Consider the following 13,366-nt stretch of genomic DNA (forward strand, 5'->3'; position numbering starts at 1 on the left):
GGTATGAATCGGCTTTACGCACTTTTTTTCATTGGCTGCCTAAGCCTGAGTGGCTTAGTTTTCAGTTTCTGGTCTGAACCTGCTCAACCAACAGGAAGCAGAACGTTGGTCGACTTTGCCGGTCGCACCGTTCATCTAAAGTCAGAACAGCCAAAACGGATTATATCGCTTTCTCCGAGTAATACGGAGATTCTTTATGCCTTAGAATTGGGCGATAGGCTGATGGCAGTCAGCGAATATAGCGACTATCCGCCAGAAGCGAAGCAAAAGCCCCGCATCGGCGGCTTCCAGAGCCCGGATATTGAGCAAATTATTTCGCTGCACCCAGATATCGTATTTGCGGGCAGCCTGCATACTCGAGCTGTTGCGGCGTTAACAGCTGCCGGTGTTCCGGTAGCTGTAGTGGAGCCAAAGACAATGCAAGAAGTGCTTGATGCGGTCAAACTGGTGGGAGTGATAACTGGCGAGCAAGACGTTTCCGAACGGGTTACAGTGAATTTAGCAGCCCAACTTCAGACCATTCGTGATTTGGTTAGCAAACAACCGAAACAGCGGGTTTTTCTCGAGGTCTGGGACGAGCCGTTCATGACCATCGGCGCAAAATCTTACTTAAGTGATATTGTGGCTCAAGCTGGCGGCATTAATGTTGCCGGGGACAAGCCCACAGACTATATGACCAGTGACTTTGAATATCTCTACAGCCTTGACCCGGATATTTATATAGCGGTTAATCACATTGGCCTGGGACGGACGCTGAAAATGAGCAACCATCCCTGGATGCAAAATCTGCGGGCTGTAAAGACCGGGCAGGTGCATTACGTGCCTGATGATATCCTGTCGCGGCCGGGGCCGCGCAGCTTTGAAGGTCTGGTCGTGCTGGCGAAAATTCTTCACCCCGAAATTATGAAAAGTTGGGCAAATTGATGAAAAAATGGCTGATGCTAATTCGGCGTAATCAAAGTCAATCTTGGCTGCCAGGAATTTCGTTGGTAGTACTGCTGCTTACTTTATTGGTTACCTTGACTAAAGGTACAGCGCCAATCCCACCTATCGACGTTATCAACGTGCTGTTGGCCAAGCTGGGTTTGACAGATTCTGATATTTTGGCAACTCCTACCGGGATTATCCTCTGGGAGATTCGCTGGCCGCGAGTCGCTTTGGCAGTGCTGGCAGGAAGTACGCTGGCAATCTCTGGAGCCTGTTATCAGACTCTATTTCGCAACCCGCTAGCTGACCCGTTTATCTTGGGTGTGTCGTCAGGTGCAGCCCTAGGCGCAGCGGTTGCCATCACCTTCTGGCAGGGCGCGTACCTTACCTTGTCTGCCTTTGTCGGTAGTGCAGTCGCTGTTGCGGTGGTTTATTTTCTTGGCCGACAGGATGAGGGTGCCGATTCGCAGCAAATACTTTTAGCAGGGGTTGCTTTCGGCTCGATGCTGAGCGCACTGTTGAGCTGCATTATGGCTGTTTTTTCCCAGCAGATACACCTGATCGTTTTTTGGTTGATGGGCAGTTTGGCCAGTCCAGTGCAAAGCTTGCCCGCAGTAGCGGCAGTTGTCTGCTTCGGTATGGCGGCGATCCTGTTCTTTGCCCGCGACCTCGACTTAGTGGCCCTTGGCGAGGAAACGGCGCATCACCTAGGCGTCAATCTGCCATTGGTTCGTTTGGTTATTCTAGGGGCCACTACTCTGATAACTGGCGCGGTTGTCTCTGTCACTGGCATTATCGGTTTTATTGGCTTGGTTGTTCCGCACATGGTCCGCAATGTCGCCGGACCTGAGCATGTCAGATTACTGCCGCTGAGTGCGGTGTGGGGGGCTACTTTACTACTGTGGGCTGACAGCTTGACCAGGATGTTTACCTCGTTGGTTAGCATTCCTGTTGGTGTAGTCACAGCGCTTTTTGGCGGGCCATTTTTTCTCTACATACTGTATACGTCTAGAACAGGCAGGTGATATTAATGAGCCAAGAGCAGGAACCCCTGTTGACGATAGAGTCTCTGACAGCAGGCTATCAGGATGAAGATGTACTGCAGGACATCAGCTTCCGTGTAGCAGCAGGCGAATTTATCAGTATTGTGGCGCCCAACGGTACCGGGAAATCCACTTTGCTGAAATGCATCACTAGCGTACTGCCGCTGCGCCATGGCAAGGTATTCTTGCACGGACGCCCGGCGAATTCCTATGGGCCGCGCGATTTTGCCCGCCAGGTGGCAGTTGTCGGTGAGGAAGAAAACGCCTTTGCCTTTTCGGCGGAGCAGCTTGTGTTCATGGGCCGGTTTCCTCATATTCCCCGGTTTGCGCAACCTTCGGCGATTGATCGCGCGTTGGTGCAGGAGGCCATGGACAATGTCGGCATGTGGCACAAACGCCGCGCCAAACTCCATGAGCTCAGCCAGGGAGAACGGCAAAAAGTCATGATCGCCAGAGCACTGACACAGTCGCCGCAGCTTTTGCTGCTTGATGAGCCGACGTCGCATCTTGACATTGCTAATCAATATGCTGTATTGGGTTTAGTCAAAAAATTAGCAGCCGAACGGAACATTGCTGTTATTGCTGTGCTGCATGATATAAATTTGGCTTTGCGATTCAGCAGCCGCTTGATTCTATTGAAACAAGGTCGCTTGCTGGCAGACGGATCGCCGGGGGAAGTTCTGACGCCAGATATGCTGGAGACACTGTATGGGATGAAGTTCGCCCTGCTGCGCGACGGCGATATTTGCTGTGTGCAGCCGCGGTGAGGGGAAAGGGCACGTTAACCGCAGAGTACGCAGAGTTCGGAGGGTGCGCAGAGGGCTGCGGGTTTGCGCTGTGTTGAATCGAGGATGCGAAGGGTTCAAACAGAGGGGCGGAAACTGACTAGGATTGTGGAGTTTTGCGCTATTATTTATACGATATTTATTCTTAGGAGGATTAGTAATGAAAATGAGTAAACGAAAATTAACCCGCCAAATTGCTGCCGGTCTTGCGGCTAGCGCGTTGCTGACAGTTAGCCCGGTTTTTGCTGAAGAATCAACTTTTCAGCTTGACCAGGTGACGGTCACTGCTAGCCGGATCGAGGAAAATGTGGCGACTACGGCTAAGGATGTTTCGGTTATTACCAAGACTCAGTTGGAAGAGAAGGGTGCCAAGACACTAGCTGATGCACTACAAGGGGTGCCGGGGGTAGTGGTGGCCGGACAAGGCGGCCCTGGAGCTAAGGCTATTCCTTACATTCTAGGTACAGACCGGGTAGTGGTTTTAGTGGATGGCAAGCGGATGAATCTGCCGCAAGGCATCGCCATTGGCGCAGGTGGAATTGACCTGAATACCTTCCTTATTGGCGATAATGTCGAAAGAATCGAAGTGGTTCGCGGCGGCGCCTCGGCTCTCTATGGCGCTGACGCTATAGGCGGTGTTATCAATATCATCACCAAGAAAGGCGCCGGTAGCCAGACGATTGTTAGCTCCGGCTTTGGCAGCGATCATAGCTATCGCAACAGTGTTACCACCGAGGGATCTGATAACGGCTTAGCTTGGCACATCAGCGGTCTGAGCGACGGAACAGATGGACAACGGCCAAATAGTGAATCCAAAAACAGAAATATCGCTGTTAGGTTTGATAAAGAGCTTAATCAGAATGATGTGTTAACCTTTACCTATGATTTTTATGATGCTCACGCAGGACTTCCCGGTTCCACTGCCTATTTGACTCCGGACGACTACTCGGATACTCTGCGTCGCAATTGGAGCTTAGGTTATACGTCTAACCACGATTCAGGGCAGCGGTTATTCCGTTATTATGAGAATGAATATATTAGCAAAGGTTTTAACTGGGGAAGCAATTTCCGCAATGATAACAAAGTAACAGCCTTTGAATATCAAGATAGTGCGGCGCTCAACAAGCAGCACACCTTAACCTGGGGCGGCGAGTGGCGCAAAGACGAAGTCTGGAGCACGGCGGAAGGCGGCACTTCTCGAAAAGGTATTACAACCGCTGGCTATTTGCAAGACCGGTTTGCCTGGACAGATAAGACTACATTAACTACTGGCTTGCGCTATGATCATAACACTATCTATGGCGATAATTGGTTGCCACGTGTGGAAGTCAGCTATCAGAAAGACGATACCACAAGCTTGTTTGCTAACTGGGGCAAAATTTTTAAAGCGCCTAAGTTTGATGACTTGTACGGTGATGATGGCTATGGTAATTTGGGAGATCCAAACCTCAAGCCAGAAGAAGGTTGGACAAGTGAGCTAGGTGTTAAAAAGCGTCTCAACGATAGTAGCGAAGGCACTTTGTCTGTCTTCAAACGCAAGATCGATGGGGCCATTAGATGGCAACCGACGGGGTTGAATTGGTGGGATCCGTATCAACCGGTTAATATTGACGGCTATATTGCTACCGGTGTCAATGCTTCCTTTGCCACCAAACTCTCAGATGTCACTACTCTTAATTTGGGCTACACGTATCTCGATGCTCACGATCAAAATGATCAATATACAGGTGAGCCAAGAAACACCTTTACTGTTGGTGTTACCAATAAATCGGGCAAGCTGACGACTGTGCTCAACGGAGTCTATGTAGATGCTTCTGGCTTGAGTTCAAACCGAGTTCCCAGTCGTTTTGTCGCCAATACCAGCTTCAACTATGCTTTCACTAAACAACAAAGCGTATTTCTCCAAATGAACAACCTATTTGATCGTAAGTATGAAGAAATGAGAGGATACCCGGCTAACGAACGTTCAGTCTTCATCGGATTCAAACAAACCCTATAATTATCGTTCATCCTAGGCAGCCGTCTCCTCTCCTTCGAAAAGAGGCGGCTACCTTTCGTTGTGGCATCCATGAAGCAAAACCCCGTTGACAAATCCCTACTAACGCAGTAAGATTTAATATGAGAATGAATTTCAGTATCTTTCAAGGCATACAAACAAATTGTTCCTGGAGGAATTCATGTCGCGTTTAGCCATTCTTCTAGTACTTATTTTATTGACGTTCAGTTCCTCCGCAATGGCGCAAACTCCGTCAGCGCCGCCGCTTACCTATGTGAAAGGCGAAGTTCTGGATGTAGCTCCTATTCAGGAGTCCACCCAGAAGACCTTTTTAACCGGTCAAGGCGATGTTGTCACATTGCGCCTAACAACCGGCCCGGAAAAAGGTAAAATTGTCGATACGTTTAATTATTTTAGCGGACGCTCAATGTATGAATTTAAAGTAAACCGCGGCGATAAGGTTATCATCGCAGTTTCGAATGACTTAGGACGTACTACCTATCATGTCAGTGATTTTGATCGCTTTGATTATACCTGGTGGCTGTTCGGCTTATTTGCCTTGGCGCTGATTGTGTTTGGCGGTTTTATTGGCCTCAAATCGGTGCTCGTTATCGCATTTTCCGTATTTCTGATACTCAACGTATTTCTGAACCGGGTGTTGGCTGCTGATGTTAGCCTGACTGTATTGACGCTGGCAACCAGTGCGATTATTGCCGGTCTGACGCAAACCGTCATCAGCGGCTGGAATACCAAGTCATTTGCGGCGATTCTCGGCACCATTGGCGGTGTTATTATTGCTGGTGTTTTATCTGTTGCCTCAATTCATTTGATGAATCTAACCGGGCTTGATTCCGAAGAGGCGATGATGCTAAAGGCAACGGTGCTTAAGGCTGTAGATTTTCGCGGTCTGCTGTTTTCTGGCATGGTGCTGGGTTCACTAGGGGCGGTACTTGATGTGACTATCTCCATCTCTTCCGCCATCTATGAGGTGAAGCAGGCTCAGCCTGACATTGGAGTGAAGCAACTATTTGCTGCAGGCATGAACGTAGGGCGGGATATCATGGGGACCAACTCCAATACTCTTATCCTGGCCTATATCGGCAGTTCGCTGCCGCTTCTGCTGCTGATTGCTGCTCAGCCGCAATCGTCGATGCTGCCAATCTTAAATCAGAACATGATCGTTACAGAAATCGCCCGCGCCTTGTCTGGCAGTATTGGCGTTGTCTGCGCGATCCCGCTGACGGCGATGATAAGCGCCTGGCTGATGCGAAACGAGTGAAGTAACGAGGGTACACTTTATCGCAGAGGACACAGAGGGTACGCAGAGTGCACAGAGGGCGCGAGGGATCTGGTATCTTATAATAAAATAGTGACCCTCTGTGGGTACCCTCAGCATACTCTGTGTACTCTGTGGTTACGTGTCCCGTGTTCCTCAAAAGACTGTTCCAACAGTTTTTCTTAAGCCCTTCAATTGAGAATGAAAGTCATTATATAGATGGAGGCTACTATGAAACGTAAAACAACTTTGAGTCAACTTGTTCCGTCGGAATCAGCAGTGGTATTGCGTGTTGTCGGCGGTGGGCCGGTGCAGCGTAGAATTGTCGATATGGGAATGGTTCCCGGTGCTCGGATCACTGTTCAGAAGTTTGCCCCGCTTGGTGATCCGATGGAAATTAAGGTCAAAGGGTTTAATCTATCGCTGCGCAAGTCAGAAGCGGCAAAGATTGAAGTAGAAGTCGGCTAAGAGGCTGTTACAAAACGCCCATCTGCGTTGTTGCTCCTGCGGCTACTTGTTTGCGTACCCCGTGTACGCGGCACGGCGTAATCCTCGTCGCGCCTAGCATCTGGACATTTTCTAACAGCCTCTCTTTTCTAAGGTTGCGTGTTTTGGGAAACACGCTCGAATAACACAGGTAATTTCGGAGGTACATCATGAGCGCAGCAGCATTAACAGTCGCGTTGGCGGGCAACCCCAATTGCGGTAAGACAACGTTATTTAACAATTTAACCGGCGCGCGACAAAAAGTCGGCAATTACCCAGGCGTTACTGTGGAAAAACGCGAGGGTTTTTGCCATTGCCGCATTGGCGAGCCGCTGCGGGTGATTGACTTGCCGGGAACGTATAGTTTGACCGCTTATTCCGAAGATGAGCGGGTAGCAAGGCGCTACATTGTGCGGGAAAACCCTGACGTTGTCGCCAATGTCGTCGACGCCTCCAACTTAGAGCGCAATCTGTATCTGACTGTTCAATTACTGGAGCTGGAGCGTCCGTCTGTTCTAGTTCTCAATATGACTGATGTGGCTGACTCGCGCGGTATCCGCGTTAATGATAAGATTCTGACGGATCGTTTAGGCGTCTCTGTTGAGCGGACAGTTGGCAGCCGTAATTTAGGAACTGATGAATTGGCTGCAGCGTTGGCTTGTTCTGTATGTCGCCCGGCTCAGCCCTTTACGTTAGATTATGGGCCAGAGGTGGAGAACGCGATTGCTGTTTTACAGGGGCGTTTATCTGCCAATAAACTGGAGTATCCGGCGCGTTGGACTGCAATCAAACTGCTTGAGAATGATGCGGAAATCGTTGAACTTGTTAGCACCCTGCCGGATGGCCAATCGATGCTCGCTTTGGCTGGCAATTTGCGGGCCGATCTTGAACAGGCTACTGGTATTGACCCTGAGATGCTAATCGCCAACCAACGCTATGGGTTTGTGCAGACACTGATATTGTCGGCCATGGCTGCTGACGATAGCGATATGAAGACCACTTCTGATCGAATCGACGCTGTTCTGACCCACCGCATCTTTGGCTTACCAATTTTCTTCGGTTTGATGTGGTTGTTGTTTACTATGGTATTCACTTTTGGCGAATATCCGCAGACGATGATTGAGGATGGGTTTGCCTGGCTGGGAGAATTTATTGGCGCCACTTTGCCTGACGGCGGGCTGAAATCACTGCTCGTCGAAGGCGTGATCGGCGGTGTCGGCGGAGTAGTAGTTTTCTTACCCAACATTTTATTGCTGTTTCTGGGTATTTCGATTCTTGAGGACAGTGGCTATATGGCTAGAGCCGCCTTCCTAATGGACCGGGTCATGCGCTCAGCCGGTTTGCATGGAAAGTCGTTTATTCCGCTGCTCTTAGGCTTTGGCTGTAATGTACCGGCAATCATGGGAGCCCGAACACTAGACAATCCGCGTGACCGGCTAGTTACTATACTAGTTACGCCATTAATGAGTTGTAGCGCTCGGCTGCCTGTTTATACGGTTCTGATTGCCGCCTTTTTCAATGACGCTATTGCTGGCGCTGTGCTGTTTTCCATTTACTTTTTAGGTATTGTCATGGCGATTGTGATGGCGAAGCTTTTCCGCAGCGTGTTATTCCCGGGAGAATCTGAACCGTTTGTCATGGAAATGCCTCCCTATCATTTGCCCAGTGTGCGCAGTACGCTGCTGCATATGTGGGAGCGGGCCATACTGTATCTAAAGAAAGCAGGCACGATTATCCTTGCTGTGTCAGTTTTAGTTTGGTTCTTGACCAATTATCCCGGCGCTGCACCGGAGGAAAGTTATGCAGGCATTATCGGTCACTTCTTTGAGCCAGTGCTGACGCCGCTTGGTTTTGACTGGCGAATCGCGGTTAGTCTGTTTGCTGGGTTTACCGCTAAAGAGGTGCTGGTGAGCACCCTGGGTACGATTTACGCCATCGGCGCAAATGGGGACACCGCCATGAGCTTGACACAAGCGCTTGCTGCAGATCCCATGTTCAGCCCGGTTACTGCGTATGCACTGATGGTTTTTGTCTTACTCTACGCACCATGTCTGCCGACAGTTGCAGTCATTCGCCGCGAGACGAACTCGTGGAAGTGGGCCGGGTTTAGCGTGATCTACCCGACTCTGCTAGCCTGGGTCATGGCTTATGCCGTTGTGCAGATTGGACGTCTGATTGTTTGATTCTGAGAATAAAGTGTGAGTATGCGAGGAGGTTTTGTTAATGACTTTTGATAATATTATTCTGGTTTTGGTTGGAGTAGGCTGTGCTTGGTACCTAGCCCGCAAAGTTCGAAACGTCATGAAAGGCGAAACCGGCTGTTCCAGCTGCTCTGGTTGTCCGTCAGCTAAAAATGGCTGCTGCGGAACTCAGCCAACGCAACAGTCGGAACCAAAACGATAATTTACATGAAAGAGGCCGCAAGTTGCGGCCTCTTTTACACTATAAAAACTATGGGGAGACCATGCAGGGTTTTTCATTACCCTATAATTCACAATTTTCGATAAAAAGCGCGTTCCATATCCCCCCATTTGTGGTACAATTATGTAAGATGTGATCGTAGCAGTTACTATTGCACTATTGGAGGGAATAGTATATGGGATTGATCAACAGGCTCCGCTTGGGTATTGGCGGACAGATTCTCCTTGCCGCATTGCTGGTTGTCATCTTATTCTCACTATCCAATCTGTATATGTTTTTTCAAGTGCAAAAACTTGAACGCAATTATGAAGAAATGCTTACTTATTCGACCCCGCTCATCCGAGATGTTCAAGAAATCAATACTGAACTCTGGCGGCAAGGTGCTCAGGTTCGCGCCTATTTGCTGAATGGTGATAAGAGCTTTACTGATCGGTATCGGGAATCGCAACGTCGCATGGAAGAGTTGTTCAATTCTATCGAGGCTCGGTTGGCTACCGAAGAGGCAAAACGCGAACTGCAAGTGCTACGAATATCTGTTGAAGCGTATAACCAGATTCTGGACCAAGGTGTTGTTGTTAGGGAGAAACTGGGGACCGCAGAGAGGACGAGTTTTCTTACCAGAACCGGTGATCGAGCTGAAACGATGGATCAGATGACAAAAAGCTTTATCGACTTTATTACCGGTGAGGTCGATGTTTCCCGCCAAGCTACTGCCAACGCAGTGCATGCATTGAATAGAAATATGATCATCTCTTTGTTAGCGGTATTTGTTATCGCTATTGCTGGTGCGTTTTGGCTTTCCAGGCGCATATCACGGCCGCTTGCAGATCTTGCTTCTGCCGCAGATGCTATTGCGGCAGGTGATTTGACTCAGCGAAACTTCGCCAGTAACGGTAATGATGAAGTAGCCGATTTAGTGAAATCATTCTCGACAATGACGGCAAATCTGCGGGAACTAGTACTGCAAGTTGCCAAAGCAGCAGAACAGTTGGCGTCCTCAAGCGAGCAACTGACTGCCAGCGCGGAACAGTGCTCCGAGTCCACTGGACAGGTCGCGGATACAGTGACAGAGGTAGCCAGCGGCGCGACTAACCAGGTAAACGCAGTTGAACAATCTGTTCTAGCTGTCGAGGATATGAGTACTGCGATTAAGCGGATTGTTGCTACGGTTGCAAGTGTGTCCACTCAATCAGAGGCTGCCGCAGGTTCGGCTAAATCAGGGGATGAGGCTGTTGGCCGGGCAACTGATCAGATGAATGTGATTAATCAGTCGGTTAGTCGCTCGACTGACGTTGTTCAAGCCCTAGGAGCAAGCTCGCGGCAGATTGGCGAGATTGTCGGTGTGATCACTGAGATCGCCGGACAAACAAATCTTTTAGCTCTGAATGCGGCCATTGAAGCTGCTCGAGCTGGTGAAGCCGGTCGTGGCTTTGCAGTCGTTGCTGATGAAGTCCGCAAACTGGCTGAACAGTCTGAGGCGGCCGCCCAGAAAATTGGCGCCATTATCGGCGATATCCAGTCAGAGACTGGAACCGCCGTCGGTGCGATGGAACAAGGTATGAAAGAAGTGAAAGTCGGCACTCAGGTCATTGCCGAGACCGGTGAACGCTTCCGTCAGATTGTAGACATGGTGCGTGGACTTGATCATGATATTCGCGAAATCGCGGATGGGGCCAGTCGCCTGTCTCATTCAAACGGTGAAGTTGTGCAAGCGGTTGGTAGTGTCAAAGCTGTCGCCGCAGACACAGCTGCTAACACGCAAACTATTTCCGCTGCTGTAGAGGAACAGTCTGCTACGATGCAGCAGATCGCCGCTTCAAGCCAAGCCCTTTCTAGTATGGCCGAAGATTTGCAGTTAGTTATTTCAAAGTTTCGGCTTTAAGGGATATTCAGAAGGTTGTTAGCAATCACACTATCGTGATCGAATAATATATGTTATACTACTTCCGTAATACATAAGGGAGCGGATGGGGCCTGGTGGCTTCAGCAGTCTTCAAAACTGCCTAGGGGGCGCTATGCCGTCCTCGGTGGGTTCGATTCCTACACGCTCCCGCCATTTAATCAACACACGGGTATCGCGGCGATGCGGTCGCTTAGTTCGCTGCAAAGCTGCGAACTTCATTAGATATTGGAGCTTCCGGGGTTTTTACCCTGGGAGTTTTTTTGTGTGCGCACGCTTAGTACCCAAATATTGGTCCTGCTACCAATTGCGCCTTGCATCACATATATACTTTTTATTGACGGCAGATAAACCACGGGAAGTGCCGCATTGGCCCGGCCCATCATGCACCATTGTCATTTGGCTAATCTGTGTTTTTTTGAACTAATAAAATGTGTGAACATATTATTAAGTATAACGATTATTTTGAAGTACTATTCGAACAAACCGAAGGAGGAATAAATACGATAAAGGCATTACTGTTGAGACAAATTGAAGTAGTACCATCCGACATTAATAATATACTGAGGGTTTTTACATTTTCAAACCTTAGCGCCATAACAACCCCCGATGCTGTCGTAGTGCTAACACCCGATGTTCAGGCCGCTTTAGTCGTTGGCCTAAATAGTATACGAGTCCGAGACGCCACAGATTTAGAAAATGATCTTAAAGATGTTTTGGACGTATTTATCATTTCTAATGCAGGTACGATCACCAGTTCTACAACAGTACTGGTTGATTCGTCTACTCTAAGTCCGTCTCTAAGTAATGCTGGTATAGTGTAGCTACTTGTCGTTTTTGCCTTTTTTCGCTGCAGTTCCAGGCAAGTGTTTGGGACGGAGCCGACTGGTGTAGCCCAAAGTTGTTTCTGACTCTGCGTCAATTTTATTCACATTGTTTTCAGGTGCTGTTTGCGTATCCCAATCGCCTTTATTAAGCGGCGGCGATGCCGCCTCTGGCATACGAGTATTGCACAAGATATCGTACTTATTTAAGATGCTGATAAGCTTGGTTTCAATGATATCAGCGATATCACTATCTGATAGGATAGATGAGGTCGGTTGTGCAGGGGGAGACGGAGGAGAAGATGGGAGAGTTAAGGCATTGTGAGGTGACGGCGTAGTTGGTGTGGATGGCGGGACCGGCGGCTCAGAGCAAAGTACTTGATGATAAGGCAGACAGTACTGATCGCCGCAGAATTTATCCTGCAGCCGCTGGAGAGCTTCCAGTCCGACTACAGTTTGCGCTGACCGGCAAGGCGTGTCATCGCCATCAAGGCAGGTTAACAGATATCGGACTAAGTCCACTGGCCCACAGGTTACTTGTAAGAGCTCAGAGCTAAATACAATTTTGCAGCATAGTAGTTCCAAAAGGACATCAATCAGCATCCCGGTATTATCGTATCTCCTTACAGCCCGCTCAAAGACATCATGACAGACTTCTGGTGTGCGATGAATTTCTTCCGCAGAACCAACCAATAAACGGTAGGAACTGACCAGACCGTTGAAATTGGGCAAGATTGCGTTGACATCAGCTAGTATCAGGTTAATCAATGCCACTGGCGGCAATGGAGTGATATTTGTTGATGTTGTTGTAGTAGAAGTTCCGGTACTCACGGTTTGTGAAACGCCGGTTGTTATTGGCACGATTGTACCTCCCACATATGCTACATCATTATATGCTGGGTAAGGGAATTGTTTAATCAACGTATTAAATAAAGAGAGGTCAGAACTTTATACCTCACTACATGAAGGGAGGTCTTTCTATGAAGTTCGGGGAGATCAAACGTATCGTCTTCGATGAATCTAATCAAACGCTACCCCCACCCCCAATAACTGCTCCGTTAATATCTCCTTTTACAATAAATTTATCAAATGGCGGCACCACAAATCTCGCAGCGGTTACCCTGACAGCTAAATGCCCTGTAGGTGTATTACTAAATGCGGTAGTAAACTGGAGTTCTACCTTTACTCCTCCCAGTACAACGGCAACATTAGTGGTACCAGGTTTTGCAGACGTGACTTTTGAGATTTTACGAAATGGAGTCGTTATCTACCGTGTAGCTCAAACTGCTATTCAAAATGCCTTCTTCACGCAGCCTGTAGGGACAACTACATCTTTAACGACTTATCAAATTGCCGCTTTATTACATTTTGACACAACATCAGTTGTCCAACACTTTTGTAATCAGGGGGCACCTCAAATAAATGTCTATACCTTAAGGGCGACAAATATTTTGCTTGTTGCACCACAAGTTTCTGCTGGAACAGCGGTAACGACCGCGGCTGTAGGGGCGGTAACGTTCATTGCCGAAAAAATTAAGGCGTGCAGAACAGCTTCGCCCGTTACTAACTCGGATGTATTTTTCAATATATGAGCATTGATTGTGCCAGCCTTGTCTTGACTTAGTTGGTTCAAGTTTGCACGCGGGTGGGTGATAGAAATACAATGCTCTGCAGATAATAGAACAACAATCCAGGGAGCAGTAGGTCT

11 protein-coding genes and 1 tRNA gene are annotated in these 13,366 nt (G+C 48.6%); 11 read left to right on the forward strand and 1 reads right to left on the reverse strand.

Annotated elements, in window-relative coordinates; all coding sequences use genetic code 11:
- The first annotated feature begins 3 nt into the window (after positions 1-3).
- The 10 genes from AXX12_RS09250 to AXX12_RS19305 all read left to right on the forward strand — a co-directional run bounded on the left by AXX12_RS09250 (position 4) and on the right by AXX12_RS19305 (position 10,990).
- A complete protein-coding gene (locus tag AXX12_RS09250) occupies positions 4-924 on the forward strand; it encodes an ABC transporter substrate-binding protein (protein ID WP_082816788.1) in 921 nt (306 codons plus the stop codon).
- Positions 924-1,952: a FecCD family ABC transporter permease gene (locus AXX12_RS09255; protein ID WP_231881852.1), complete on the forward strand. Its 1,029-nt coding sequence runs from the start codon at positions 924-926 to the stop codon at positions 1,950-1,952. The genes AXX12_RS09250 and AXX12_RS09255 overlap by 1 nt, the downstream gene beginning before the upstream one ends.
- A gap of 5 nt (positions 1,953-1,957) precedes the next feature.
- On the forward strand, positions 1,958-2,737 hold the full coding sequence (locus AXX12_RS09260) for an ABC transporter ATP-binding protein (RefSeq protein WP_066241353.1): 780 nt from the start codon (positions 1,958-1,960) through the stop codon (positions 2,735-2,737).
- Between the two features lie 178 nt (positions 2,738-2,915).
- A complete protein-coding gene (locus AXX12_RS09265; protein ID WP_066241355.1) occupies positions 2,916-4,754 on the forward strand; it encodes a TonB-dependent receptor plug domain-containing protein in 1,839 nt (612 codons plus the stop codon).
- Between the two features lie 178 nt (positions 4,755-4,932).
- The gene (locus AXX12_RS09270) at positions 4,933-6,030 is read left to right on the forward strand and encodes a YibE/F family protein (RefSeq protein WP_066241358.1); all 1,098 of its coding nucleotides are present in this window, start codon (positions 4,933-4,935) and stop codon (positions 6,028-6,030) included.
- A gap of 228 nt (positions 6,031-6,258) precedes the next feature.
- Complete coding sequence (locus AXX12_RS09275) at positions 6,259-6,495, forward strand: FeoA family protein (RefSeq protein ID WP_066241361.1); 237 nt, start codon at positions 6,259-6,261, stop codon at positions 6,493-6,495.
- 188 nt (positions 6,496-6,683) lie between these two features.
- Positions 6,684-8,696 (forward strand): ferrous iron transport protein B, encoded by a 2,013-nt coding sequence (feoB, locus tag AXX12_RS09280; protein WP_066241366.1) that lies wholly within the window; start codon positions 6,684-6,686, stop codon positions 8,694-8,696.
- Positions 8,697-8,736: 40 nt separating this feature from the next.
- Entirely contained in the window at positions 8,737-8,916 is a 180-nt protein-coding gene (locus tag AXX12_RS09285; protein ID WP_066241369.1) for a FeoB-associated Cys-rich membrane protein, read from the forward strand.
- Positions 8,917-9,109: 193 nt separating this feature from the next.
- Positions 9,110-10,816 carry a methyl-accepting chemotaxis protein gene (locus AXX12_RS09290; protein ID WP_066241371.1) on the forward strand — a complete coding sequence of 569 codons (1,707 nt, stop codon included), beginning with the start codon at positions 9,110-9,112 and terminating at the stop codon, positions 10,814-10,816.
- Between the two features lie 77 nt (positions 10,817-10,893).
- A tRNA-Sec gene (locus AXX12_RS19305) sits at positions 10,894-10,990 on the forward strand.
- Between the two features lie 668 nt (positions 10,991-11,658).
- Here the strand turns inward: AXX12_RS19305 and AXX12_RS09300 are convergent.
- Positions 11,659-12,519, reverse strand: coding sequence for a hypothetical protein (locus AXX12_RS09300; RefSeq protein WP_066241374.1), 861 nt, complete (start codon positions 12,517-12,519; stop codon positions 11,659-11,661).
- A 119-nt stretch (positions 12,520-12,638) separates the two neighbouring features.
- Between AXX12_RS09300 and AXX12_RS09305 the strand changes: the two genes are divergently transcribed.
- Positions 12,639-13,250 (forward strand): hypothetical protein, encoded by a 612-nt coding sequence (locus AXX12_RS09305; RefSeq protein WP_066241377.1) that lies wholly within the window; start codon positions 12,639-12,641, stop codon positions 13,248-13,250.
- Positions 13,251-13,366 lie beyond the last annotated feature (116 nt).

The organism is Anaerosporomusa subterranea (assembly GCF_001611555.1).
Lineage (GTDB): Bacteria > Bacillota > Negativicutes > Sporomusales > Acetonemataceae > Anaerosporomusa > Anaerosporomusa subterranea.